The sequence below is a fragment of the Caballeronia sp. BCC1704 genome (assembly GCF_902833455.1).
Classification (GTDB): domain Bacteria; phylum Pseudomonadota; class Gammaproteobacteria; order Burkholderiales; family Burkholderiaceae; genus Caballeronia.
Genome location: NZ_CADFFT010000004.1, coordinates 483,711 through 508,563, shown reverse-complemented (window position 1 = coordinate 508,563; position 24,853 = coordinate 483,711). Strand labels below are relative to the sequence as shown.

Below are 24,853 nucleotides of genomic sequence, written 5' to 3'. Positions count from 1 at the left end.
GTATCTGTTTCCCTAGGTTTTGTGAATTGTTTGGGACCGCTTGCTTTCGGGGACGGATGCGGCGCTATTAAGTAAGCGCCGCATGGAAGAAACGGTCTCAGCGGCGCTTCGGCACGCCTTCCCAGTTGATGTCGACGCACAGCACCTGAAGCCCGTAAGGCGTTTGCGCCGCGATGGACGCGGTCACGCACAGGTGCGCCTCGTTGATCGACAAATAGGGTGCCGTCAGATGCACGCGCCCCGGCGCGCGCAGCGCCTCGATGAAATAAGGCCGGCGTTCCCAGCTTGCGCCTTCCGAATGCAGCAGCGGGCTGAAGCGCTTCGCGCGCTGCGACGTCCGCACCACAGGCACGACGTTGTCGCCGATTTGCCGACCCGCGTGGTCGAGCAGGAAACAGCGCGCGGTGTCGGCCAGTTGCAGCAATTCGCTCGTGGCGGCGGCGAGCGCCTCGCCTTCCATCAGCTTGACGGCGGCGCGTTCCAGTCCGCTCACGTACGGTTCGAGCCGCGCGGCCTGAGCGCGCTCGCGGGCCGCGACCCGTTCGCGCGATGCCGCCGAGAGCGCGTCCATCGTTTTTGCAGCGACTTCGCTGTGCACGGCGTCGACGCTCGGCTGCGCGAAATACGCGCCCTGCACGAAATCGACATTGCATTCGAGCGCGATCAGCGCGTCGCGTTCGGTGGCGAGGCCGCCCATCAGCACGAGTTGGCCGGATTCGTGAAGCAGCGACACCAGCCGCGGCAACACGCGCTCGATATGCGAATGCTCGGTCGCCTGCTGAAGAATGCAGCGGTCGAGCGAGACGATATCGGGCCGCAACTGCCACACGCGGTCGATGTTCGAATGCTTCACGCCGAAGCCGTCGAGCGCGATCAGAAAGCCCGACTTGCGCAGCGAATCGACGATCTCGGAAAAGCGCGTCGTCTCGCCGCCCGCCTGCTCGGGCACTTCGAGCACCACGCGCTGCGGCGGCAGGCCGATGTCCTTCAGGGCGGCGAGCAGCGCGTCGCCGTAGCTCGTGTCCATCAGCGCGGCCGGGTGAAGGCTCAGGAAAAGCCATTCGTCGTGGCTGTCGAACGCATTGAAGTTGCCGAGATGCAGCGATTCGGCGAGCCGGCCGAGTTCTAGCAAGTCGCCGCGCCGCGCCGCCTGCGTGAAGACCTCGTGCGACGGCACATGCCGATGCGTCTCGTCGCGCGCCCGCAGCGACGCGTGATAGCCGATCGCCCGCCGGTGCGACACCGAAAACACCGGCTGAAACACGCTGAAAACGGTGTATTCGCCATACAGCACGGTGCGACGCGAGCCGTCGTCGCCGGCAACAGGGCGCGGCGGCTGGAAGCGGGGAGGGTCGAGATCAACCATGCTCATGGTCTAACGGGCGTCGATCGGCTTTATGAGATAGGGGCAGTTTACAAGATCGCATCCGATCATTCGAGCAAGAAGCATGCGAATCGAGCATCGGCGCGGGTTTGCGCAGTGGGGCGCGTGCATTCGTCCGCTTATTGCGGGTCGAGATGACGTCGGGCGTCGCGTCGCGGTGCCGTGCGCACCACTGCGGTGCTGCGCGACGTCGCGATGGGGAGCGCAATCGCTCAGTTGGCTTCCGACGGGTCCGGCTTCTTGCGCGCGCCGCGCACTTCCGGCGCGAGTTGCCCGAAGATCCAAGCGGTCGCCGCCGTGATGACGCCCACGCACAGGAAGGTCGCGTGGAACGCAGGCAGCGAATTCGTTTCGGTGACGCGCGGAAGGAGCCCGGTGAACGTCGAGAGAATCGCGCCCGCGACGGTCACGCCGAGACTCATCGACAGCATCTGCACGAGCGAAAACAAGCTGTTGCCGCTGCTCGCGCCGCCGGTGCCGAGGTCCTTCAGCGTGAGCGTGTTCATCGCGGTGAACTGCATCGAATTGACGGCGCCGAACGCGGCCAGTTGCACGAGCCGCAGCCATAGCGGCTGATGCGCGCTCGTGAGCGCGAAGCTCGCCATCATCAGCCCGACGAGCACGGTGTTCGTCACCAGCACGCGCCGATAACCGACGCGCTCGATCAGCCGCGTGACGAGCCGCTTGCTCGCCATGCCGGCGGCGGCGACGGGCAGCATCATCATGCCCGCCTGAAACGGCGTATAGCCGAGGCTCACTTGCAGCAGGAGCGGAATGAGATACGGCATCGCGCCGCTGCCGATACGCGCGAACAGATTGCCGAGCAGGCCGACGCTGAACGTGTGAATCTTGAAGAGATCGAGCGAGAAGATGGGTTGCGCGGCGCGCGTCGCGTGCAGCCCGTAAGCGACGAAGCAGCCGACGCTCAGAATCAGCAATACGAGCACGATGGCGTGTTGAAGGCCGAGATCGGCGAGACCGTCGAGCGAAATGGTCAGCGCCACCATGCCGACCGCGAGCAGCAGATAGCCCGCGAGATCGAAGCGCGCGGTCGCGGGATTGCGGCTGTCGGGCATGTACAGATTCGTCGCGATGCAGCCGATCACGCCGACCGGAACGTTGATCAGGAAGATCCAGTGCCACGACGCGATCTGCACGAGCCAGCCGCCGAGCGTTGGACCGATGAGCGGTCCGATGAGCCCCGGAATCGCGACGAACGCGAGCGCCGAGAGATAGCGTTCCGCCGGAAAGACGCGCAGCACGGCGAGCCGGCCGACCGGCAGCAGCATCGCGCCGCCCACGCCCTGCACCACGCGAAACGCGACGAGCCCGGTGAGCGACTGCGCCTTCGCGCACAACAGCGAGCCGATGGTGAAGATCAGAATCGCGCTGAAAAACACGCGCCGCGTGCCGAGCTTGTCCGCGAGCCAGCCGGAGACCGGAATCATCATCGCCATGGTCAGTGAGTACGCGATCACGACGCCCTGCATGCGCAGCGGCGCTTCGCCGAGGCTTCGCGCCATCGCGGGCAGCGCGGTGTTGACGATGGTCGAGTCGAGCGTCTGCATGAAGAAGCCCGTCGCGACGAGCCACAGCATGATGGTGAGCGATCGGTCGGACGGCTGAACTGTGGCGGTGTCGGTCATGGCGGGCGACGTCGTTATTTGCGAAGCTCGGCGACGAAGTCGTAGTAGTCGTTGCGGCAGTAGGTATCGGTCAGCTCGATCGCGCGCTGGTCCGCCGTGTAGCCGACGCGCGTGATGAGCAAAAGCGCGTCGTGCGGCGCGATGCCCATCTGTTCAGCAATCTCCGGGCTCGCGTTCACCGCGCGAAAGTGCTGCAACGCGCGCACGATGGAGAGGCCGCGCGTGTCGAGATAGCTGTACAGCGAATCGCCGATGGCGAGCGGATCGGGAATCAGCGCGGCGGGAAAAGTGGAGTTTTCGACGGCCATCACAGTGTCGTCGGCAAGACGCAGGCGCTTCAAACGCGCGACCGTGGCCGCGGGAGAGAGGCCGAGCTGAATCACTTCTTCGCGATTGGCCGGCTCGATGGTGCGCGAAAGCCACTTCGAACTCGGCTGGAAACCGCGCCGGCGCAGCATTTCGGAGAAGCTCGACAGACGCGAGAGCGGGTCTTCGTAACGCGGCCGGATGAAGCTGCCCGCGCCTTGTTCGCGTCGAATGAGCCCTTGCTCGACCAGCAGCGCGATGGCCTTTCTCGACGTGATCCGCGAAACGCCCAGCGCTTCCGAGAGCACGCGCTCCGACGGCAGCGCTTCGCCCGCGTTCCAGCGGTTGTCGTGAATGGCGTTGGCGAGCTTGCGGGCGAGTTGCAGATAGAGCGGAGTGTCGCTGTCCGGGTCCGGGCGCAAGTCGCGCCAGCGGTCTTCCGTGGTCGAGTTCATAAATCGGACGCTGTGGGGCCAAGCGGCGATTTTAAGACAAAGAGCGGGCAAAATTTCCGGCGTTTGCCTGCTCTTTCGGACGAGAGAGTGGAGCGATTTGCGAATCGACCGTTCACGCGGTTGCCGGGCCGCCCACGCCGCGCCCGCCGCGCATGTAGAGCGCCACCGACAACGCCACCGCCGATGCCGCCGCCAGCGCCGCGAACAGGAACACGGAGCCGTAGCCGAATTCGCCTGCGACATAGCCGGCGAGCGGCCCGGTCAGGCCGAGCGACAAGTCGAGGAACACCGAGTACGCGGAGAGCGCCGCGCCGCGGCTCGCGGGCGGCACGAGGCCGACCGCTTCCACGCCGAGCGCCGGAAACACGAGCGCGAAGCCGCATCCGGTCAACGCCGCGCCCGCCAGCGCGAAGGTGGGCTCGGCGGAGAGCCACAGCATCAGCAAGCCGGCGCATTCCAAGGCGAACGACACGATGGCCACGCGAAAGCCGCCATAGACCTTGATCGTGTTGGCGAACAGGAGGCGCGCGCCGACGAAGGTCGTGCCGAACACCGTAAGCGAAAGCGCCGCGTTCGGCCAGTGATGCGCGGCATAGAAAAGCGTGATGAACGTCGCGATCGACCCGAAGCCCGCCGAGCCGAGCGCGAGTCCGAGTCCATGCGGCAGCACGCGGAAAAAGACGCTGCGGTACGACATCCGCTCGCCGTGAACGACAGGCACGCTCGCCATGCGCGCCGCGAGCCAGTAGCCGATGCCGCCGAGCGCGATCACGATGAAGCCGAGCGACGCGAAGCCGAGCGAATGATCGATGGCGACGCCGAGCGGCGCGCCGATCGCAAGCGCGCCGTACGTCGCGATGCCGTTCCACGAAATCACCTTCGCGTTGTGCGCGACGCCCACGCGCCCGATGCCCCAGGTAATCGATCCCGTGCCGACCCAGCTTTCGCCGAAGCCGAGCACGAGCCGCGCGATCACGAGCAGCACGAGGCTCACCGCGTGCCATTGCGCCGCGAGTGCCGAGCACAGCAGCAGCACGCCGCTCGCCGCGCAGGCGGCCAGCCCGTAGAGCACCGTTTTCTTCGGGCCGAGCGTGTCGGCGGTGCGGCCCGCGAGCGGTCGCGACAGCAGCGTGGCGAAGTATTGGACGCTGATCGCCGCGCCCGCCATCACCGAGCCGTAGCCCAAATCCGTATGCACGAAGCCCGGCAGCACCGCGAGCGGAATGCCGATCGTCAGATAGCAGAGGAACGTGTACAGCACGACCGAAACGATCCGTAGAGTGACGGCGAAATCGCCTTGCGGCGCGGCGGCGGTGCGGGGCTGGGTAGACATAGGGAAAGTGCGGACTTGAATTCGGCGCGAAGGCGTGATTCTCCCATATGTTGCGGCGCAGCGTCGCAGCCTTTTTTAACCAAATGGGTCAAATTCGCCGGAAGCACGGTCGTGCCGGATCGCCGAAAGCCTTGTCCGGCAAGGCGCTGGCGACTTATCGCGGGGCGAATATGTCGCACATGCAATGTGCGCTATGGGTTCTGCATTTTGGCGGTGATAGCTTTCGAACCATCGAGGCGGTCGGACTATTCCGAAAATACTCGGCCGAACCTCTCCGCCACCGGCTGCGCACCCCGCGCAACCAGCAAGAAGCCATGAAGCCCCGCGAGACATTCGTCATGACCCAGCCGATCCGCTTTTATCACCGCAACGCGATCCGCGAAGTGAGCGGCGCGTCGCCCACGCGCACCGTTCTTCAATATCTGCGCGAAGACGCGCGATGCACCGGCACGAAGGAAGGCTGCGCCGAGGGCGATTGCGGCGCGTGCACGGTCGTCGTCGGCGAGCCGGACGGCGCGGGCGGCGTCGCGTTCAAGGCGGTCAACGCGTGCGTGCAGTTCCTGCCAACGCTCGATGGCCGCGCGCTTTTCACCGTCGAAGACCTGCGCCAGCCCGACGGCTCGCTGCATCCGGTGCAGCAGGCGCTCGTGGATTGCCACGGATCGCAGTGCGGCTTCTGCACGCCGGGCTTCGCGATGTCGATGTTCGCGCTCTACGAGAAGCACGGTCACGCGACCACCGGCTGCGCGCACCGCACGACGCCTTCGCGCGAGGAAATCAGCAACGCGCTGACCGGCAACCTGTGCCGCTGCACGGGCTACCGGCCGATTATCGACGCGGCCGAGCGCATGTTCGATCACGCGCCGCTCGCGCCCGTCGATGTGCAGTCGCTCGCGCGCACGCTCGACAGCATCACCCGCGACGACACGTTCCACTACGAGCACGCCGGCCGCCAGTTCGACGCGCCGCGCACGGTCGAGGCGCTCGCGAAGATTAAAGCCGAGAAGCCGGACGCGCGCATTCTCGCGGGCAGCACGGACGTCGGCCTGTGGGTGACGAAGCAATTGCGCGATATTGGCGATATCGTCTATGTCGGGCAAATCGATGCGTTCAGGCGCGTCGAGACGACGGACGAGTGGATCGAGATCGGCGCGGGCGTGAGCGTCGAGCGCGCGTACGCGGAACTCGCGAAGACCTATCCCGAACTGGAAGAAATGTGGCTGCGGTTCGCGTCGCTGCCGATCCGCAACGCGGGCACGCTCGGCGGCAACGTGGCGAACGGCTCGCCCATCGGCGATTCGATGCCTGGACTCATCGCGCTGAACGCGCGCGTGGTGCTGGCGAGTATCGACGGCACGCGCGAAATGCCGCTCGAAGACCTGTACCTCGCGTATCAGAAGAAGGACATGGCCGAGCATGAATTTGTCGCGGCGGTGCGCGTGCCGACGCGCACGGGAAAACGCGCGAATCTGCGCTTCCGGACTTATAAGCTGTCCAAACGCTTCGACTCCGACATCTCCGCCGTGTGCGCCGCGTTCGCGTATATCGCGGATGGCGACGTGATCCGCGAGCCGCGCATTGCGTTCGGCGGCATGGCCGCGACGCCCAAGCGCGCCGCGCGCGCCGAAGCCGCGCTCGCCGATGCGCAGTGGCACGAAGCGACGGCGCAGGCCGCGATGCGCGCGCTCGGCGAGGACTACGCGCCGCTCACCGACATGCGCGCGAGCAGCGGCTATCGGCTGGAGACGGCGAAGAGCCTGCTGTACCGCTTCTGGCTTGAGACCCGCCCGCACAATCCGCTCTCGAAATCGAAGCTGGATGTGCGCGCGATCGAACTCGTCGAAGCGAAATAAGGACACACACGAACATGAATCAGCAAGCCGAAGCCTTTCTCGCCGACGCGCAGTCCCTCGTCAACGACGCCGACGCGTTCAAGCAGGTCCACGTCTCGCGGCCGCATGAATCCGCGCATCTGCACGTGAGCGGCCGCGCGAGCTACACCGACGACATTCCGCCCATCGCGGGCACGCTGCACGCCGCGCTCGGGCTGAGCCCGAAGGCGCACGCGAAGATCGTGTCGATGAACTTCGACGCCGTGCGCGCGACGCCGGGCGTGGTCGCCGTCTTCACCGCCGACGACATTCCCGGCGTGAACGACTGCGGCCCGATCATCCACGACGATCCGGTTCTCGCGCCGGGTGTGGTGCAGTACGTCGGCCAGCCGATGTTCATCGTGGTCGCGACGTCGCACGATACGGCGCGGCTCGCGGCGCGGCGCGCGTCGATCGAATTCGAAGACTTGCCCGCCGTGCTCACGGCGGAGGATGCGCGCCGCGCCGAATCGTACGTGCTCAATCCGCTGAAGCTCGCGCGCGGCGATGCAGACGGCGCGATGGCGAAGGCCGCGCATCACGAACGCGGCGCGATGAAGCTCGGCGGCCAGGAGCAGTTCTATCTCGAAGGCCAGATTGCGTACGCGGTGCCGAAGGACGATGACGGCATGCACGTCTACTGCTCGACGCAGCATCCGACGGAAATGCAGCATCTCGTCGCGCATGTGCTCGGCGTGCATTCGCACAACGTGCTCGTCGAATGCCGGCGCATGGGCGGCGGATTCGGGGGCAAGGAATCGCAGTCGGGCATCTTCGCGTGCTGCGCGTCGCTCGCGGCGTGGAAGCTGCTGTGTCCGGTGAAGCTGCGCCCCGACCGCGACGACGACATGATGATTACCGGCAAGCGCCACGACTTCGTGTACGACTTCGAAGTGGGCTATGACGACGAAGGCGTGATCGAGGGTGTCGCCGTCGACATGACTTCGCGCTGCGGCTTTTCCGCCGATCTCTCAGGCCCGGTGATGACGCGCGCCGTCTGTCACTTCGACAACGCGTACTGGCTGCCGAACGTCGCCATCGAAGGCTATTGCGGGAAGACCAACACGCAGTCGAACACCGCGTTTCGCGGCTTCGGCGGGCCGCAGGGCGCGTTCGCGATCGAGTACATCATGGACAACATCGCGCGTTCGGTGGGCCGCGATCCGCTCGATGTCCGCATCGCGAATCTCTACGGCAAGACGGAGAACAACCGCACGCCGTATGGCCAGACGGTCGAGGACAACGTGCTGCACGAGCTGATCGCCGAACTGGCCGCGACGAGCGACTATCGCCGCCGCCGCGAAGCCGTGCGCGAGTTCAACGCGAACAACGAGATTCTGAAGAAGGGACTGGCGCTCACGCCCGTGAAATTCGGCATCGCGTTCAACGTCACGCACTTCAATCAGGCCGGCGCGCTGGTCCATATCTACACCGATGGCTCGATTCTCGTGAACCACGGCGGCACGGAAATGGGCCAGGGGCTGAACACGAAGGTGGCGCAAGTCGTCGCGCATGAACTCGGCATCGACTTCGGCCGCGTGCGCGTGACGGCGACGGACACGAGCAAGGTGGCGAATACGTCGGCGACGGCGGCATCGACCGGAACGGATTTGAACGGCAAGGCCGCGCAGCACGCCGCGCGCCAGTTGCGCGAGCGGCTCGCGACATTCGCGGCGGAGAAGTTCGGCGCGGGCACGGTGCCGGCGGCGAGCGTGCGCTTTGCCAACGACTGCGTGATCGTCGGCGAAGACGCGATTCCATTCGGCGAAGTCGTCGCGAAGGCGTATCTCGCGCGCGTGCAACTGTGGTCCGACGGCTTCTACGCGACGCCCAAGCTCTACTGGGATCAGGCGACGATGCAGGGCCGCCCGTTCTTCTATTACTCCTACGGCGCGGCGGTGTCGGAAGTAGTGATCGACACGCTCACCGGCGAAATGCGCGTGCTGCGCGCGGATGCGCTGCATGACGTGGGCGCGTCGCTGAATCCGGCGCTCGACATCGGGCAAGTGGAGGGCGCGTTCGTGCAAGGCATGGGCTGGCTCACGACGGAAGAACTCTGGTGGAACAAGGACGGCAAGCTGATGACGCACGCGCCGTCGACCTACAAGATCCCGACGGTCAACGACATGCCCGCCGATTTCCGCGTGTCGCTCTTCAAGAACCGCAACGCGGAAGACAGCATTCATCGCTCGAAGGCGGTGGGCGAGCCGCCGCTGCTGCTGCCGTTTTCGGTGTTCTTCGCGATCCGCGATGCAGTCTCCGCGGTCGGCGAACACAAGGTGAATCCGCCGCTGAACGCGCCCGCGACGTCCGAGGAGATTCTGCGCGCGGTCAATGCGGTGAGGAGCGCGCGGTCATGATGCATGTCGTCGTGTTCGGCGCGGGCCACGTCGGCCATGCGCTCGTGAAGGTGCTGGGCACGCTGCCGTGCGTCGTCCAATGGGTCGATGCGCGCGACGAGCTTTTCCCCGACGAAGTGCCCGCGAACGTGCAGATCGAAGCGACGGATCTGCCGGACGCCATCGTCGATGAAGCGCCCGCCGGGGCGTATTTCATCGTGATGACGCACGATCATTCGCTCGACTTCGCGCTCACGCAGCGCATCATGCGGCGCGACGACTTCGCGTACTTCGGGCTCATCGGCTCGAAGACGAAGCGCGTGAAGTTCGAGCGGCGATTGGTGGAGCGCGGGTTGGCCGCAGAACGGCTCGTCGAGATGACGTGCCCGATCGGCGTCGAAGGAATCGTGGATAAAGCGCCGGCGTCGATTGCGCTGGCGGTCGCGGCGCAGGTGTTGCGGGTGCGGGAAGGGCAGGCGCGGTCGGTCGCGCAAAAGCCGGAGAAGTCAAAAGATTTAGCTTGAAGCCTTTTTCGGTGCGAGCCTCAGACGTGATTGCCCGTAGCTGCCTTCCATCCGGCATTTGCACATACAGGAGAAAAGCCAACACGTAAAGCGACGCCATTATGGAAGTAGAGGCCGAATTAAGATATATCTTCTGTCTACCTTACTCTGCCGTCCTTATGATATCGCCCATACCAACTCGCGTCGTGCATCTACGACGGGTGTCGGTAGTAGCTGGAACGCAGCGCGACGGGTGATTTGGGAGAGCAAAGATGGGGTTCAGCTTTAGAAAGAGCATAAAGATCTTGCCGGGAGTACGAGTCAATCTCAGTCGGCGCGGAATTAGCACCTCTTTCAGTGCCAAGGGATTCACGTACAACACGAGGGGGCGGCTAACAGCCAGCATCCCTGGAACGGGTATCAGCTACACCCGCAATATCAAGAGTCAAACGAGGCATAAGCCGGACAAAGCTGCTTTTGCCGTGGTCGAGCATGTGAATGCCGGATTTTCGGAATCGCTCTCCAAACGTGAGCGGACTACCCGCGATTTCGTGCAATTAGTGCAACAGCGCACGAGGGTTGCGCTCCATCAGTATTTTCTTTCGCACGGTGTGTTTGTTTCCCCGCAGGAGCTGACAGAAGCATTGACACTCGAAGCGCATCAGGAATTCTTCGAACGACTATCGCCGCAATTTGAGACCACGAGTAAAGCAATCCGGCTCGCTGACGACATTGGGTCGATATCGCTTGCCGAGAAACAGAAGGCGATGGCCGCGCTCTATGAGATCGAATCCCGATGCGAGCAGGCGCGCGGGGAGCGCGGCGCATTGGAGGTGGCGGCTGTATCGCTGGAGCGAAGCATCGGTAGTTGGCCGGCGTCGCCGAACTTCTTCGGCGCGTTCTGTCTGGGGCTAATCGGATGCGGATTCCTTTATGCAGGCGCCTACGCAATCGGATTCGTTGTCCTAGCAGTCGCAATGGGTCACGGATGGCAAAAACTGAGCGCCTTCGAAAAGAAGAAGCGATATCTGCGTTCTCAAATTGAAGCGGCAGATGCGGAGTTCGATTCGCTTCTCACCGAGGAAATCTCTCAGCGACCCACTGCTCCCGTTCGCGTAGACAATGCACGGTTCAATGCCATCGTGCTCGCTGTCGTCATGTGCGTTATGTCGACTGCGACACTTGGTTTTCGGACGATGAATGGCGTATTGGTTGCGCCGGCGCCTGGCGTCTCTGAAGAGGTCACGCAAAGCGCGGCGGCATCGGTTGCGCAGGGCAATTCATCAACGCCTGACGCCGTCCCCGACTTCGCCTGGTTGGTCGGAAAACAGCCATGGGAGGCGGTCAAGGATCAGCGTTTCCGCGCAGCGTTCAACCACGTTCCGCGCATGGAATGGAAAAGATTCTCGGATCGCCTCGCTCTCAGCGACTCAAAAGGCATTCAATTGAAGGATGGCTATTACTTCGCAGAGGGCTGCAAAGCGCATTCTTGCAACACCGATATCGCGGCTTTCGCAATCAGCGCCGCCACGGGGAAGGGGGACCTGATCTACGCGACTACTCCTGATCAGCCCTCGGGAAAAAGTGTCGGCCACGCATTCTCATGGACTGACATGCCCGTTGCCTCGACCCCGTTAGCAGCCTGGCTGACGCTGAACGGATTGTGATACACGTTACGGGGGCGCGCGTGCCATGAGCGTCGAACGTGTTCAGTGGCTCACCCCTCACGCCCCAAACCCCCGCTCCGCCCGAAACTTTCCCGGCGCGACGCCATACACTTCCTTGAACCGCTTGCTGAACGCCGCTTCCGACTGATAGCCGACGTTCGCCGCGACATCCGCGATGCTCTTCTTGGTGTGCGTGAGCATGGTGCTCGCGAGCTGCATGCGCACATGGCCTAACAGCGCGAGCGGCGAGCTTTCCGAATGCGCCGAGAACGCGCGCATGAACGTGGCGCGCGACATCGCCGCTTCCTTCGCGAGCATGTCGAGCGTCCACGGATCGGCGGGGCGTTCGAGCATCGCGATCACGGACGCGCCCAGCCGCCGGTGCGCCAACAGCGCGAGCACGCCCGAAAGCGACGGCTGCTCGGCCAGCCACGCGCGCAAGACCATCGCGAACAGAGCGGTGGAAAGCGCCGCCACGATCGACGGCGCGCCGAGCTGCGCTTCCTCCGCCTCGCGACGCATCGCCGCGACGAGCGGCCCCAGATACGGCGCGGACGCGCGCGTGAACGACACGTGCACCGCGTCCGGCAACACGTCGATGAGAAGCGCGCGCGGCGCATACGTGAAGCGCCCGCACAGCAGATCCACCGCCGGCTGCGCTTCGCCGCAATTGCTGCGCACCGTGACCGCGCCGTTGTCGCGCGTCTGCATGTCGCCGCCGCGTGTGTCGCCACCCGCGACGTGAAGCACGTGTGCGTCGCCGCGCGGCAGAAAGAGAATATCGCCCGCTTTCAGGTCGATCGGCGCATGGCCCTTGCGCGCCACCGTGCACGCGCCGTCCAGGACGACGTGATACGCCGCCTCGCCGGCCGGCGCGGGCGCGTGATCCACTTCGAGCGGGCCGCGCAAAAGACAACGCAAATCAAGCGCGCCGGAAAGCTGCGCGAGTTGAATCAAGCGGTCGAGAGCGTCCATGTCGTGAGCACGTTATTTGGCGACGGCCGCAGCGGACTCATGCACCGGCGCGGTCTTTCGGCCGATGAGCGAGTCCGACACGCGCGACATCAACGCGCAGAGCCACGCCACATCGGTCGATTGATCCGACTGCGGCTGCGACAGCCGATAGCACTTGATGCGCGGAAACGGCACCGGCGAATCCAGCACCGCGAGCGGAAGCATCGCGGCATAGTGTTGCGCGAAACGGCGCGGCGCGGTGAAGATCAGGTCCGATTGCAACAACACCTGCGGCACGAGACCAAAATACGGAATCGTCGTGACAATTCTTCGGCGGATGCCCGCCCGCGCGAGCCCGATATCGATCGGATGACGCTTCGCGCCGCTGTACGGCGTGGGCGCGAGGTGCGCGGCGAGCGCATAGCGTTCCACCGTCAGCGGCTCGCGCGCGAGCGGATGGTTCGCGCGCATCAGGCAGACGAACACGTCGGAGAAGAGGTCCTGTCGCTCGAAGCGCGGCTCGGGCTTCGTCCAGTTGGCGACCATCAAGTCGATCTCGCCTTCGTCGAGCGCGCGTTCGTGGTCGCGCATCGGGTTCAGGGATTCGATTTCGAGACGCGCATGGGGCGCGGCGTCGCGAAACGCGGCCACGAGCGTCGGCATGAAGAAATCGTTCAGATAGTCCGGCGCGGCGAGCCGGAAGGTGCGGCGCGAATGGGCGGGATCGAAATCGCCGTGCGGCGTCGCGACGAACTCCACCTCGCGCAGCGCGCGCTGCGCGGGCGCGAGCAGCGTCTCGCCGTATTCGGTCGGCACCATGCCTTGCTTGCCGCGCACGAGAATCGGATCGTTCAGGATTTCGCGCAGGCGGCGCAGCGCCGTGCTGATGGCCGGCTGCGTCTGGTTCAGGCGCTGGGCGGTCTGCGTGACGCTGCGCTCCAGCAGCAGCGTGCGCAGGACGCGGATGAGCCAGATGTCGAGGGAATCGGCGGGTTCGTTCATGGGCTTTGCGTGGGACCGGAGGCCGAAGCGCCGTGTCGGGTGCGGCAACGGTTAAAAACGGACGGCGCGGCGCACGGCCGCAACCGAAGTTAACCCTGTTCCGATTTTTGACGCCATAGCGCATGCCCTATGCGCGGCATAGGCGCGGCATAGGCGACGGTCGCGAACGCGTTCGCCGTGGTTCAGCCGCCGACTGCCGTCGTGTCGCCGGGATCGGCTTCCGGACGGGCTATCGGCAACGTGCTGATGCGCTTGACCTCGGCCGCCTCCAGCCAGTTCGGCGAGCGCGCGACGTAGAGCACCATCGGCAGCGTGTCCTCGCCCCAGAAGATCTGATCGTTCACGACGAAGGTCGGCACGCCGAACACGCCCATCGCGACGGCGCGGTCATTGTTGTCGCGCAGCCTCGCCTTCACGTCCTCGTCGTCGATGCGCGATTCCGCCTCCGGCATGCCCACGTATTCGCAGAGCGCGCGAAAGCCATCGGGCGACGATGGATCGCGCCCTTCGCGCCAGATGAAGCGAAAAATGTCGCGCACGCGCGTCATGTCGCCGTTTGCGAGCACGGCGAGCCGCAGCGCCTTCACCGGATCGAACGGATGCGCGGGCGGCATGCGGAACGGAATGCCGAGTTGTTCGGCCCGAAAGAGCGCGTGGCGATACGTGAACACGCGCTTGGACGGAATGGTGGCCGCGTGCGGCTGCTTCCAGCGGTCGAGGAGCTTCAGCAGTTGCACGGGCACGAATTCGAACGGCATGTCGGGCCATTTGTCGTGCTGCTCCAAGAGCAGATACGAGAACGGCGAGATGAAGTCGAAAAAAAAGTACGGGCGACCGTCGGCGGTCGAATGCGGGGCACTCATGTCGTTTCTCCTTGCTTTTGGCGCGCTCGCGCTGGCCTCGTCGTTCGCTCTACGTGTTCGGTTGCTGCGGCGCTCACGCTGCGGCATTCGCCGGCTGGCGTCGTGTCCTGCATCCGGTGCGGCGAACGCGCGCCGCGTATCTCCCGACCGCTTATCGCGATCGAATCATTCGATATTACGTGCTGCGCTGCTCCGTGTCTTCACGCGACGCGACTTGCCGGCGCGAAGGCGGCTGCGCGTTCGCGCCGGCCTCGGCGGCGAGCCGCTCGCGCACGAAGCCGATGTGCTCGCGCAACACATAGAACTGGTCCGCGAAGGCGAGCGGCATCTTCATCCGGTTGACCGCCGATTCGATCGCGTCGATTCGGTCGAGCAGGGCGTCGCGCTGCGCGGTGTCGGGGCCGCTGATCGCCTCCCGTTCGATTGCAATCAACGCGCCATACCAGCGATAGATGCGCGACTTCACGCGCCAGCGATACAGCCCCGGCACGAGCCGCAGCGCCGGAATGAGCACGACGACGAGCGGCACGAGCACGACGAGCACGCGATCGGCGAGACTCGCGATCCAGAACGGCAGCACGCGGTACAGAAAACTCTTGCCCGACTTGTAATAACGCTCGGCGTCGTCGCTGATGCGGAATTCGTGGGCGAGCGGCGCGGGAAATTCGTTCGCGCGCTGCATCAGGTTCGCGCGGCTGTGGACTTCGCGCGCCGCCTCGATGAGCAGGTCCGAGAGCGCGGGATGCAGGCTGTCGCGGGCGACGAGCTCGACGGTCGGCGCGATCATGTGGACCGGGCGCGGCGGCAGATTGTTGGCGAAATCGAACGCGCCCATCGGCAATTCGATCTCGGTGAGGTAGGGAAAGCGCCGCGCGTAGGCGTCGGCCTGCGCGAAGTCCATGAAGCGCACGCCCGGCGTGCGCAGCAGCTTCGCCATCGTCGGCGGCTGCGCGGAATCGCCCGTCAAAAGCGCGGCGTCGATCTGCCCGCCTTCGAGCGCCTTGGCCGCGGCCTCGCCGGACAGCGGCAGCAACTGCGTGTCGCCGCCGGGCTCGATGCCGTTCGCCTTCAGGAGCGTCAGCGCAAGCGCGCGCGTGCCGCTGCCCTCGGCGCCGATGCCGAGCCGCTTTCCCTTGAACTCCGACAGCCGCGAAACCACGGGCCCGCGATAGAACACGGCGAGCGGCACGTATGCGACGCTGCCGAGCGATTCGAGGTCGTCGTGCACTGCGCCCGGCGGCATCATGCCGCCCTGCACGAAACCGACATCGACGCCGGAATCCGGCTTCTCCAGCCGCGTGAGATTGTCGAGCGAGCCTTGGGTCTCCAGCACGTTGAGCGTCACGCGGTTGCGTGCGAGGATCGCCTTGTACTTCTGCGCGCTGTTCCAGAAAGAACTGCCCTTCGGCCCGGCCGCGATGGTGAGCGTGTTCGGCGGCGCGGGTTGAATGAGCCGCACGGCCAGGTATAGCGCCGCGATCGCCACGACGAGAATCGGGCCGAACGTCAGCGCGAGGTCGCGCCACGACACCGCGACGAAACGCGCGACGATTTTCGGTTGCGGCCTGCGTCGCGGGCGTTCCTTTTGGGGATTGCCGTCTGATTGAGTCATCTCGTGCCAACTGTCAACTTCGTGCCCGAGAGCTTACCCGAACGCGCGACGCGAAGCCCTCGCGGCCCGGCTGCCGTCGCGGCGGCGGCATGCGTGTGACACGCGTGTGTCGCGTGCGGGCGGCTCGCGATGTTAAATGCTTTGCGCTAATGCCCGCGCTGGGCTAAATTGACGTTCGCCGCCGCACGGCAAGGACTTCCGTCCGAAAACCCGTTATTTGGGTCAGGCGGGCACGTGCCGCCTTCTTGGGCGCTTGTTGAATTGCCGTGCGTCAGGACAACACATAGACGAGCCGACGGGTCATCCGCCCGAATAACGGCCGAGTTCGTTTCTTCGCCAGCCTCTCGCAGCATTGCATGACAGCATCCGCGGCACGTCGCCGCCGGTTCGCCGGTCCATTGGACCGCCGGCCGCGCGGCCACGGGCATGCGCGGTGCCGTACGCCTTAGGCCGGTCCACGCTGTCCGGCTTGAAGTGCAAACGAGCGAAGCAGCAACTGTGCGAAGTCAACAAGCGAAACAAAAGGAGAAACCATGAAAGTTGTCGATATGTTGAAGGCGCTGGGCGTCGTGGTGTGCGTGGCGGTCGCGTCGAGCGCCTATGCTCAATCCAGCGATGCCGCGGCGACCACCGGCACCGAATCCGCCGCGCCGACCAAGGCGCAGAAGTCCGCGACCAAGAAGACGGATCGCAAGCTCGGCTACGACGTGCGCCGCGCGCTGTCGAAAGCGCAGGGCTTCGATGTGTCGAACGTGTTCGTCCGCGCACGCGGCGGCGCGGTCACGTTGACCGGCACGGTGCCGGAAGGCGCGCAGATCTCTCAGGCCGAAGAAGTGGCGAAGGGCGTGACGGGCGTGCAGTCGGTCTCGAACAAGCTCACGCTGAGCCCGCAAAACGGCGGCAAATAAGCGGCGAGCCTCAGCCGTTTCGGGCGAGGCGCGCGAACGGGCTCCGGCTTAGGTCGGAGCCCGTTTTTGTTTGGTGCGACAGCCGGCCGATGAGCCAGCGCGGCGCTGCCAAGCCGGGTGAATGGGATAGGTGCTGTCCGGCCGCGACGCTGTGCGCGAACGGAGGCAGCGCGTCGGCGAATGGGCGGACGCAGGGCGGCGAGGAGCCCGTTATCGCCTTGTGCGACAGCCGGCCGATGAGCCAGCGCGGCGCTGTCGAGTCGGGTGAATGGGATAGGTGGTGTCCGGCCGCTTCGCTGTGGCGCGAAACGGAGGCCGCGCGTCGGCGAATTGGGGCGACGCAGGGCGGCGAGGAGCCCGTTTTTGTTTGGTGCGACAGCCGGCCGATGAGCCAGCGCGGCGCTGTCGAGTCGGCGATATGTGCTGTTCGGTCGCTCCGCTCTTGCGTGAACCGGGAAATGCGCGTCGACGAATGGGCCGACGCCGGCCGAAGTCGCAACGCCCCGCGAATCGGCAATCGCTCAGCCTGTCACCGCCGATGCGGCACGAGTGCGGATGCCGTGACTGCGGTCTTCGCAGTCGGTAGATTGTCGGCGAAGCGGTGCGTCACCGCCGACGCCGCAGCCGACCAACGATCCATCAATGCGTCACCGCCGACGCCGCAACCGGCGCCGATGCCGCCACAGTACTGGCGGCAGCCTGGGCTTCCTGCTTAGTGGCCGCCGCGGCCTCCGGCGTCTGAATCGCGGTCGCGGCCGCGGCAGGCGCCTGCACGACGATCGGCGTCGGCGTCAACTCCGGCGAGCTGACGATCAGTGAGGGCGCGAGCGGCTTGCTCTCGACTTCATCGGATGCAATGGGCGAGCTGCGCGGCACCGTCGTCAGATAGTGGCCCATCAAGCCGAAAAAGCGGTCATAGAACTTGCCGGCCGGCACGGTTTCGCTCGAGATCTTGACCATCGCGTCGCTGTTCGAGCGGATCGGCAGCGAAAGCGAGCCGAGCACGCTCAGGCCTACGCTCGCGGACGTATCGCTCTTCTTGAGCGCGTAGCCGTCCTGCACGGCGTTCACATAGGCGATGCTCTGATTCGTCGCGTTCTCGCCGGGCGTGCACACGACATGAAACGACACCACGACGTGCGTCTCGGCGGACGGCTGGAAGTTCTTCGTGGCGTCGACGCTGTCGGCCTGCGCCATCGTCGTGAGAAACCCTTGAGACAGCAACGCGCGGCGCGCGGCTTCGCAGGTTTCCTTTACCGTGGCGTCGAAGTTATGCGCGTAGGGGCTCGCGCCGGTGTTGAACAACTCCTGCTGATAGCTGGGCGTGGTAGCGGTGCGGCCACCGCAGGCAGCGAGCGCGAGAAGACCGAGTGAAACGACAGCGAGGCGCAAGGACGACGGGATAGGCATGGCAGGGGGCAGAAACCAGATCTGTGACAAGCAGACACACATTTTAGTGCGGTCCGAGCCTCCGATGAAAAAGCACAATCCGAAAACGTCGAAAAATCCGAGGCTTACAGCGAGATGACCGTCGTAAGGCGCCTGTCGTGGCGCTCACCAAACGCGGACGCGCATGCGAAAAAGCCCGGCGCGGGGCCGGGCTTCGCATCGGTCGATACCGCTTACGGACGATTGAAATCGACCGCATTGACCTCGGCAGTCGCGCGATTCGCGCGTCCGGACGCCGACGCGCCGTCCGCCGAGCCGCCGAACGACGTCGCCGCAGCGCCTTGCGTCCCGTGGATGCGGGCTTCCGCAGCCTGGATCGCGGCCGGGTAAGTCGTGTGATCGCTGGCGGGGTTGTAACCGGCGCGCTGCAGTTCGGCCAGTTGCGCCTTCACTTCGGCGCGGGTCAGAGCGCCGTTTTCGTCCGCGTGGGCCAGCGCCGGGGCAGCCAGTGCCGAAGCGATGACGATGGCGGGAACGATTGATTTGAACATGATAAACCTCCGTATCTGGTTGAGCGGGACGCCGCAGGAGCTTGGACTCGCACTGCGTTGTCGTTGAGATGCAGTGTAAGTCGGCTGCGACTAGGTATAAACCCTAGTTAAGCGAAAGCTGAATTGTCGAAATAGGATTAATCCGCTCAATCGGTTTGCCAGAGCGATTGACGCTGCATCGCATGCAAGTAGCGAGATGCATCGGCCCGCGGCCTAGACGAGCTTCTGCATATTTTTTGTTGCATATCGCGTGGTATCGTCGTCTGCGTACCGCGTCGTCCGCCCACATTAACGTCGGATGAATCCTTCGGGCTGCTTAGCGACGCGCTCTACGGTCAACGCAGCTTTCGCCATGAGAACATCGCCTATGACGACGTTTGATCTCATCTCGCCGCGCGACGAACCTTGCCGGCTCGTCAATCTGGCCCTGCGCGTCCGCGCCTCCTCTACAAGTTCGCAGCCTCACTACACGCCGACGACTTCCGTCCAAGAAGGGCACATCATCGAGGAAACGCCATGAACTTTCCGGTCGATCGCTCCGCGCCGGCGAGCGCGAACGTCGATGCAGCGGCCGCGCCAGCGCCGGTCTCGCGCGCCGGTCCGCGAGCCGCGATGCTGCCGCGCGTGCTTTTTTTCGCGACCGTGCTGTATGGCGCAGCCTTGTTCTGGATCGCGCCGCGTCCGCCGCTCGCCGACTTGCCCCAGCACGCCGGGCAGGTCATGTTGCTGCGCGATCTGCTCGAACATGCGTCGCCGTGGCAAAGCCTCGTGCAACTCAATCTGCTGACGCCATATCTCATCGGCTATGGGCTGGCTTTGCCGCTCACGTATCTCATGCCGGTCGCGGCCGCGCTCAAGTGCCTGATGACGGTCGCGTACCTGGGGTTCGTCGCATCGTGCGTGGGCTTTCGACGTCATTTGCATGGCGATGCACGGCTCGACTGGCTCTTCGTGCCCGGATGTTTCGGCTTCGCGTTCGGATGGGGCTTCTACACGTTTTTGGTCGCGGCGCCGCTGGGCATTCTGTTCATCTGGCTGACGTACGGTTATGCAACGGCGTTGTCGGTGAAGAAGGGTGTCGCCATCGCGCTGGCGGGCGCGGTGCTGTTCTTCTGCCACGGGCTCGTGTTTCTGTTCGCGTGCGCTGTCGGCGTCGGCTTCGTGCTCTTCAAGCAAAGGCCGCTCGCGCGCGGCGTGAAGGCGCTCGCGCCGTTCGTGCCGCTCGGCTTGCTGTGCATTGCCTATGTGCTGCGCAGTCGCGCGACCGATCCGCTGCTCGGGCAGACGGTGCCCGACATCGTCGTATTTAAATGGGGCTGGAATTTGCACCGCGTGCTCTCGCTGCCCGTTTATGTCTGGGGCATGAGCAAGAGCGCCGCCATGTATCTGCCGCTCGTCGCCTTGATGTTCGCGGCGCCTTGGCTCTGGCGCGACAAGATCAATCGGGACCGCGCGGTGATCGTCCCGATGCTGGCCGTGACTTTCATCTGGTTCGCCGTGCCCGACGCGGCGCTCAAGACCGGCTATCTGTATCACCGGTTCGCGCTTTTCCTGCTGCCGGCCTATGCGCTGATGTTCTGTCCCGCGCCACGGCCGGCGAGCGATGCGCGCGCATCGGCGTCGGGTTCGGCGTTGGGTTCGCCCTGGACCGCATGGCGAGGCGTCGGCGTGCAGGCCGCGATCATCGCGGGATGCTGGATTTTTCTCACCGATCAAGCCGTCCGCCTGCATCGCTTCGCCGCCGAGAACGCGCCGCTCGAGAAGCTGCTCGCGCGAGCGGAGCCGGGTCAACGCGCGCTGAACCTCGTGTTCGATCGGGAAAGTCCCGCGTACGGGAGCATCGCCGCTTACATGCATCAGGCGCTGTGGTATCAGGCGGAGAAACACGGGTTCGTCGATTTCAACTTCGCGACGTTCGTGCCGCAGATCGCGCGCTTCAAACCGGGGATGCTGCCTTTGCAACCCCCGGCGCTCGAAGGCGATCCCCGGCGCTTCGACTGGACGAAAGACAACGGGCGGCAGTATCGGTATTTCTTCGTGCACAAGGCGGGGCCCGTACCGGAGAATTTTTTCGTCAACAATGAATGCGATGTCGTTCAGGTCGTGCAAGAGGGCGAATGGTCGCTGTATGAGCGGCGCGATTGTCGCTGACACGGCCCGCCGATTGGCGTGCGCGCCGGCAAACCGCAGCGCGCCCGTCGTTTCGATCAGCTAGTCGGACTGTCCGCCGATGCCAGATGCCCGTGCTTCATCAGCACGGCGCGCGCGCCCGAGGCAAGCAGCGCCTCGCCCTGACGCACCAATGTGCGTCAGTATCACGAGAGGTTCGACCCGCCAACGTACCGTGCGTCGATCATGCCGTGAGCAGACGGCGCCGAATCAAGCGACGCATGACGTTTCGCCTGGGAGCTCTCTCCTCTCGGCCGCAATGCCGGTTCCCGTGCTTACACCGCAAGCGGTTCGGGAACGCTTCACGGTGCTGGGCCGGCCTCCGGCCGACAAATGCGGCGCTCGCTAACCCCGCCACAGGCTCGACGAGAACAGGCGCCATGCGTAACGGCCGCCCAACGCGCGCTTCGCTCGCGCAGTTGCCGTGTCGCATGCGGGTGCGGCGTCTCGCGAAGCATGAGCCGCGATGAAACCTGCCTAGTTCTTCGGATGCGCGAAAAAGAAGCGCAGCATCTCGGCGCTGGCGTCCGGTCCGCTCGGGTCGGTGTAAGTGCCGCGCGCGCTGCCGCCGGACCACGCGTGGGGTGCGCCGTGAAGCGTCCACAGTTCGGCGGGCAGCCCATCGGGCGATACGAACTGCTGCACCGAATGCTGGCGAGTTCCCGCCACGCCCGCCATGCGGCGCTCCGGCCCGCTCGCAACAAAGCCTTCGACGACTCGGCGCGCGTTGACGTGATTCACGGTGGCGTCTGCATCGCCGTGAAAGACGATCAGCGGACAGCGAACGGCCCCCGACGCCGCCGCCTTGCCTTCGCCGCCGCGCATGACGGCGAGCGCGGACGGCAGATCGTGCGCGTGTCCGGCGGGCAGTCCCGAGTGAACGCCCGCTGCCGCGTACAAGTCGGGATAGCGTTGCGCCATGATCGCCGCCATCGCACCGCCCGCCGACAAGCCCGCGACGTAGACGCGCTTCGCATCCACATTGTGAGTGGCCATGATTTCGCGCGTGATGCCGGCTATCAGCGACGGCTCGCCCGCGTCGCGCTGCTGGTCGGACGGCTTGAACCAGTTCCAGCATTTCGATGCATTCGCGCTTTGCGGCTGAACCGGGTACGCGACGATGCACGGCTGCCGTTCCGCGAGCGCGTTCATTTGCGTGCCGGCCGCGAAGTCGTCGGCGTTCTGCGTGCAGCCGTGCAGCATCACGACGAGCGGCAATGGCTCGTTGCGATAACCGCTCGGCACATAAAGCTTGTAGTCGCGCTGACCGGCGGCATTCGCGTAGCGGCGCGTGCTGAAGTGCCCGCGATCTTCCACTTCGGGCTGCGGTTCGGCGCGCGCGGGCGTCTTGAGGCGTTCGGTGAAGCGTGAGAGCCCGGACGCGGGCGCGGAGGACTCCGCGTGGGCATGGTCGCCGCGCATCGCGCGCTTGACGACGTCGGTGGCGGCATCGCTGTTGCCGTTCTGAAAGAGCTGAAAAGCCTCTTTCATCGAGTCGAGAAAACCTTCGTTCAGTTTCATGTCTTGTCCGGTTTCGGATGCAGAGCGGTCGAGCCGCAATCAGCGGATCCGGTCTGCAAGCGCGGCCTTGACGGCCGGCGATGCGTGAAGGGCACCTCGAACCAGAATCGATTCGATGGTGGCAAGCGCGAGTTCGGGGGAAACGTCGGCGGCGATGCTCGCGAGGCCCAGCACCTGAATCTTCAGCCGTTCATTGGCCGCGCGCACCGCTTCCAGGTCCTGTCTGGAGAAATATTGAAGCCCGAGCACGAGCGCACGCCGGGTCGCCGTTTCCCGAACGACGGACGCGTGCACCGCGAGTTGATTGCGGATAGCCGTGCGGATCAGGTCCGTGCGGTTCGAGTAAAAGCCTTCTTCGACGAGCAGATCGATCTGGCCGAGGTCGACGGGGCCGAGGTTGATCGTGATTTTTTCGGTGTCGCCGCCTTTTGAGCGGGTGAGGTCGTTTGGTTGTACGGGCATAAGGGGCTCCATCCTGCTGCCATCTAGGTGGATGGTCAGCGGCGGGTTTTCAAGTGGCAGTTCGCATTTTTTAAAGCGCGCGGTCGCGTCGCGCAGCGGGATATGGCGGCGCGGTTGCGCAATCTGCGGCGGAGGAGGGAACTGCCTTCTCGTGATAACTAATGGCTAGTCGCCGCTTTGTGCGGCGAACCGCGTTGTCGGCGTAACCGGCGCGGCAAGGCTTGGAATTAGCGGCGCGGCGCCCTTCGGGATCAGTTGGCCGACGCCGGTCACGTGGCCGCGCGGCAAGCCTGTCGACGCGAGGCCCGCACTGCGAGCTTGCCGGTAGCGCGGCCCCGGCGGCTGTACGCGACTCAGCCAGTCGCTAGCGCCTCGCACGCGTCAGTTTGGCGACGCATTGCGCAAAACGCTCGTTGCTGGCCGCGATACCGTATTCCTCAGCGCGTTCCAGCGCGCTTTGGCGCATGCGATTGCTCAACGCATCGTCGGTAAGCAAGCGGCGCATGGCGCTCGCGAGTTCCTAGTCCGCTCGAACTGTGAATCCTGTTGCCAAGCGCCAGTCGCGTAGGCGTGCGGCAAGCCTGTCGACGCGGGTCCGCATTGCGAGCGTGCCAGTAGCGCGGCCCATGCGGCCGTACAGAAAACAAGCGGCCGCTAGCGCCTCGCACTCGTCAGTTCCGACACGCATCGCGCAAAACGCTCGTTGCTGGCTGCAATGCCGTACTCTTCAGCGCGTTCCAGCGCACGCGCGCGCATGCGATGCATCAACGTTTCGTCAGTGATCAGGCGGCGCATGGCTTCGGCGAGTTCGTCGTCCGCTCCGATCGGAAACAAGATGCCGAAGCGGCCGTCGCCGAGAATCTCGCGCGGGCCGGTCGGGCAATCGCTCGCTATCACGGGCGTGCCCAGCGCGAGCGCCTCGAGCAGCACCATCGGCATGCCCTCGTAGCGCGAACTGAGCACCAGAACGCGCGCGCTGGCGACCAGCGCGTGCGGGTTGTTGCGATAACCCGCGAAGTGCACGCGCGCGGCGATACCGAGCGCGTCTGCGAGCCCTTCGAGTTCGCCGCGAAACGCGCCGTCGCCGACGATCACCAGATGCTCCGCGATATCGCCGGCACTCACGAGCCGCGCGTAAGCCCGCAGCAATGTGCGATGGTCCTTCTGGATTTCGTCGAGTCGCGCGACGGACACGATGTACGGCGCATCGCACAGCGGCTTTTCGGTCGCCAGCGCGTCGCGGCGAATACGTTCTATATCGATGGCGTTCGGCAGCACGAACAGCCGCTGCAGCCCGTCGCCGAACATGCGGCGCGCTTCATCGGCCATGTGCTGATTCAGCGCGGCCACGCCGTCGTAACGCGCGAACTGCGCCGCGAGCCGGCGCTTCTTGCGCGGACGGTCGCCCAGCCGCGCATCGAAGCTAAAGTGGTTGACGCCGAGCCACGCCGTGCCGAACTGGCCCGCCAGGCGGCGCAGCGACATGTCGAAATCGACGATCAGCGCGTGCCGCCGCGCCAGTGCTTGAATGCGTCGCTTCACATAGGGCCGCACAGAGAGCGTGTTGAAGACGTCACGCCCCACGCGCCCGAGCTTGCTCAGCTTGCGCGCGTAACGTCGCGTCTGAAAGTAATTGAGCCATTGCTTATCAGCGAGGATCTCGATGCCGACATCCGGCGGCACGAGCGCCCGAAAGCGGCTCTCGAACGCCGGGGAGGAATGCATCACGGACAGCGTGACGCTGAAGCGCTCACGGTCGAAGACCCGCAGCCACTGGATGAGCGACGATTCGATCCCGCCGTCGTTGAAGTCGACGATATGGAAAAGCACCGGCACACGTTCGCCCGCTGGCGGCCGTGCGTTGGTTTCGGAGTCGGCTTGGCTTGCGATTGGGCTTGCGGGAAGAGCGGCAGTCGGC

Annotated in this window: 19 protein-coding genes and 1 pseudogene; 6 read left to right on the top strand and 14 right to left on the bottom strand. The window is 65.0% G+C overall.

From position 1 onward, the window contains the following. Positions 1 to 97: 97 nt before the first annotated feature. The 4 genes from HWX53_RS22085 to HWX53_RS22070 form a co-directional block, all read right to left on the bottom strand. Positions 98 to 1,372 carry an EAL domain-containing protein gene (locus tag HWX53_RS22085; protein WP_175944832.1) on the bottom strand — a complete coding sequence of 425 codons (1,275 nt, stop codon included), beginning with the start codon at positions 1,370 to 1,372 and terminating at the stop codon, positions 98 to 100. A 224-nt stretch (positions 1,373 to 1,596) separates the two neighbouring features. Beyond that, entirely contained in the window at positions 1,597 to 3,030 is a 1,434-nt protein-coding gene (gene mdtD, locus HWX53_RS22080) for a multidrug transporter subunit MdtD (RefSeq protein ID WP_175944830.1), read from the bottom strand. 14 nt (positions 3,031 to 3,044) lie between these two features. Further along, complete coding sequence (locus HWX53_RS22075) at positions 3,045 to 3,791, bottom strand: GntR family transcriptional regulator (protein WP_175944828.1); 747 nt, start codon at positions 3,789 to 3,791, stop codon at positions 3,045 to 3,047. A 112-nt stretch (positions 3,792 to 3,903) separates the two neighbouring features. After that, a complete protein-coding gene (locus HWX53_RS22070) occupies positions 3,904 to 5,124 on the bottom strand; it encodes an MFS transporter (RefSeq protein ID WP_175944826.1) in 1,221 nt (406 codons plus the stop codon). Between the two features lie 338 nt (positions 5,125 to 5,462). Here HWX53_RS22070 and xdhA point away from each other — a divergent pair, with 338 nt between their 5' ends. The 4 genes from xdhA (at position 5,463) to HWX53_RS22050 (ending at position 11,504) form a co-directional block, all read left to right on the top strand. Further along, the gene (xdhA, locus tag HWX53_RS22065) at positions 5,463 to 6,977 is read left to right on the top strand and encodes a xanthine dehydrogenase small subunit (RefSeq protein ID WP_175944824.1); all 1,515 of its coding nucleotides are present in this window, start codon (positions 5,463 to 5,465) and stop codon (positions 6,975 to 6,977) included. Positions 6,978 to 6,991: 14 nt separating this feature from the next. After that, on the top strand, positions 6,992 to 9,355 hold the full coding sequence (gene xdhB / locus HWX53_RS22060; protein WP_175944822.1) for a xanthine dehydrogenase molybdopterin binding subunit: 2,364 nt from the start codon (positions 6,992 to 6,994) through the stop codon (positions 9,353 to 9,355). Continuing rightward, positions 9,352 to 9,858: a xanthine dehydrogenase accessory protein XdhC gene (gene xdhC / locus HWX53_RS22055; RefSeq protein WP_175944821.1), complete on the top strand. Its 507-nt coding sequence runs from the start codon at positions 9,352 to 9,354 to the stop codon at positions 9,856 to 9,858. The genes xdhB and xdhC overlap by 4 nt, the downstream gene beginning before the upstream one ends. Before the next feature lie 251 nt (positions 9,859 to 10,109). Further along, positions 10,110 to 11,504: a DUF4236 domain-containing protein gene (locus HWX53_RS22050; RefSeq protein ID WP_175944819.1), complete on the top strand. Its 1,395-nt coding sequence runs from the start codon at positions 10,110 to 10,112 to the stop codon at positions 11,502 to 11,504. Between the two features lie 57 nt (positions 11,505 to 11,561). On the opposite strand, the gene HWX53_RS22045 is transcribed toward HWX53_RS22050, so the two are convergent. From HWX53_RS22045 to HWX53_RS22030, 4 genes are all read right to left on the bottom strand, one after another. Then, positions 11,562 to 12,479, bottom strand: a complete 918-nt coding sequence (locus tag HWX53_RS22045; RefSeq protein WP_175944817.1) for an AraC family transcriptional regulator — start codon at positions 12,477 to 12,479, stop codon at positions 11,562 to 11,564. Positions 12,480 to 12,491: 12 nt separating this feature from the next. Next, positions 12,492 to 13,460 carry a LysR family transcriptional regulator gene (locus tag HWX53_RS22040; protein WP_175944815.1) on the bottom strand — a complete coding sequence of 323 codons (969 nt, stop codon included), beginning with the start codon at positions 13,458 to 13,460 and terminating at the stop codon, positions 12,492 to 12,494. Between the two features lie 182 nt (positions 13,461 to 13,642). Beyond that, entirely contained in the window at positions 13,643 to 14,323 is a 681-nt protein-coding gene (locus HWX53_RS22035; protein ID WP_175944813.1) for a 2-hydroxychromene-2-carboxylate isomerase, read from the bottom strand. Positions 14,324 to 14,498: 175 nt separating this feature from the next. Continuing rightward, positions 14,499 to 15,935 carry a TAXI family TRAP transporter solute-binding subunit gene (locus HWX53_RS22030; RefSeq protein WP_175944811.1) on the bottom strand — a complete coding sequence of 479 codons (1,437 nt, stop codon included), beginning with the start codon at positions 15,933 to 15,935 and terminating at the stop codon, positions 14,499 to 14,501. 533 nt (positions 15,936 to 16,468) lie between these two features. On the opposite strand from HWX53_RS22030, the gene HWX53_RS22025 reads away from it, so the two are divergent. Beyond that, positions 16,469 to 16,843, top strand: a complete 375-nt coding sequence (locus HWX53_RS22025; RefSeq protein WP_175944809.1) for a BON domain-containing protein — start codon at positions 16,469 to 16,471, stop codon at positions 16,841 to 16,843. Between the two features lie 639 nt (positions 16,844 to 17,482). On the opposite strand, the gene HWX53_RS22020 is transcribed toward HWX53_RS22025, so the two are convergent. Together HWX53_RS22020 and HWX53_RS22015 are read right to left on the bottom strand one after the other, a co-directional pair. Further along, the gene (locus HWX53_RS22020) at positions 17,483 to 18,253 is read right to left on the bottom strand and encodes a DUF2242 domain-containing protein (RefSeq protein ID WP_175945293.1); all 771 of its coding nucleotides are present in this window, start codon (positions 18,251 to 18,253) and stop codon (positions 17,483 to 17,485) included. A gap of 212 nt (positions 18,254 to 18,465) precedes the next feature. Next, positions 18,466 to 18,783 (bottom strand): DUF4148 domain-containing protein, encoded by a 318-nt coding sequence (locus HWX53_RS22015; RefSeq protein ID WP_175944808.1) that lies wholly within the window; start codon positions 18,781 to 18,783, stop codon positions 18,466 to 18,468. Between the two features lie 516 nt (positions 18,784 to 19,299). On the opposite strand from HWX53_RS22015, the gene HWX53_RS22010 reads away from it, so the two are divergent. Next, positions 19,300 to 20,934: a hypothetical protein gene (locus HWX53_RS22010; RefSeq protein WP_175944806.1), complete on the top strand. Its 1,635-nt coding sequence runs from the start codon at positions 19,300 to 19,302 to the stop codon at positions 20,932 to 20,934. Between the two features lie 33 nt (positions 20,935 to 20,967). Here the strand turns inward: HWX53_RS22010 and HWX53_RS27770 are convergent. From HWX53_RS27770 to HWX53_RS21995, 4 genes and pseudogenes are all read right to left on the bottom strand, one after another. Next, positions 20,968 to 21,086, bottom strand: a pseudogene (locus HWX53_RS27770) (bifunctional hydroxymethylpyrimidine kinase/phosphomethylpyrimidine kinase); the annotation flags it as partial. A gap of 343 nt (positions 21,087 to 21,429) precedes the next feature. Continuing rightward, positions 21,430 to 22,473 (bottom strand): PHB depolymerase family esterase, encoded by a 1,044-nt coding sequence (locus HWX53_RS22005; RefSeq protein ID WP_175944803.1) that lies wholly within the window; start codon positions 22,471 to 22,473, stop codon positions 21,430 to 21,432. Between the two features lie 39 nt (positions 22,474 to 22,512). Beyond that, positions 22,513 to 22,935, bottom strand: coding sequence for a CopG family transcriptional regulator (locus tag HWX53_RS22000; protein ID WP_175944802.1), 423 nt, complete (start codon positions 22,933 to 22,935; stop codon positions 22,513 to 22,515). Positions 22,936 to 23,589: 654 nt separating this feature from the next. Next, positions 23,590 to 24,765: a glycosyltransferase gene (locus HWX53_RS21995; protein ID WP_175945291.1), complete on the bottom strand. Its 1,176-nt coding sequence runs from the start codon at positions 24,763 to 24,765 to the stop codon at positions 23,590 to 23,592. Between the last annotated feature and the right edge of the window lie 88 nt (positions 24,766 to 24,853).

Coding starts and splice junctions, on each gene's coding strand:
- HWX53_RS22085 (WP_175944832.1), bottom strand. CDS start 1,372: ATGAGCATGGTTGATCTCGACCCTCCCCGCTTCCAGCCGCCGCGCCCT.
- mdtD (WP_175944830.1), bottom strand. CDS start 3,030: ATGACCGACACCGCCACAGTTCAGCCGTCCGACCGATCGCTCACCATC.
- HWX53_RS22075 (WP_175944828.1), bottom strand. CDS start 3,791: ATGAACTCGACCACGGAAGACCGCTGGCGCGACTTGCGCCCGGACCCG.
- HWX53_RS22070 (WP_175944826.1), bottom strand. CDS start 5,124: ATGTCTACCCAGCCCCGCACCGCCGCCGCGCCGCAAGGCGATTTCGCC.
- xdhA (WP_175944824.1), top strand. CDS start 5,463: ATGACCCAGCCGATCCGCTTTTATCACCGCAACGCGATCCGCGAAGTG.
- xdhB (WP_175944822.1), top strand. CDS start 6,992: ATGAATCAGCAAGCCGAAGCCTTTCTCGCCGACGCGCAGTCCCTCGTC.
- xdhC (WP_175944821.1), top strand. CDS start 9,352: ATGATGCATGTCGTCGTGTTCGGCGCGGGCCACGTCGGCCATGCGCTC.
- HWX53_RS22050 (WP_175944819.1), top strand. CDS start 10,110: ATGGGGTTCAGCTTTAGAAAGAGCATAAAGATCTTGCCGGGAGTACGA.
- HWX53_RS22045 (WP_175944817.1), bottom strand. CDS start 12,479: ATGGACGCTCTCGACCGCTTGATTCAACTCGCGCAGCTTTCCGGCGCG.
- HWX53_RS22040 (WP_175944815.1), bottom strand. CDS start 13,460: ATGAACGAACCCGCCGATTCCCTCGACATCTGGCTCATCCGCGTCCTG.
- HWX53_RS22035 (WP_175944813.1), bottom strand. CDS start 14,323: ATGAGTGCCCCGCATTCGACCGCCGACGGTCGCCCGTACTTTTTTTTC.
- HWX53_RS22030 (WP_175944811.1), bottom strand. CDS start 15,935: ATGACTCAATCAGACGGCAATCCCCAAAAGGAACGCCCGCGACGCAGG.
- HWX53_RS22025 (WP_175944809.1), top strand. CDS start 16,469: ATGAAAGTTGTCGATATGTTGAAGGCGCTGGGCGTCGTGGTGTGCGTG.
- HWX53_RS22020 (WP_175945293.1), bottom strand. CDS start 18,253: ATGCCTATCCCGTCGTCCTTGCGCCTCGCTGTCGTTTCACTCGGTCTT.
- HWX53_RS22015 (WP_175944808.1), bottom strand. CDS start 18,783: ATGTTCAAATCAATCGTTCCCGCCATCGTCATCGCTTCGGCACTGGCT.
- HWX53_RS22010 (WP_175944806.1), top strand. CDS start 19,300: ATGAACTTTCCGGTCGATCGCTCCGCGCCGGCGAGCGCGAACGTCGAT.
- HWX53_RS22005 (WP_175944803.1), bottom strand. CDS start 22,473: ATGAAACTGAACGAAGGTTTTCTCGACTCGATGAAAGAGGCTTTTCAG.
- HWX53_RS22000 (WP_175944802.1), bottom strand. CDS start 22,935: ATGCCCGTACAACCAAACGACCTCACCCGCTCAAAAGGCGGCGACACC.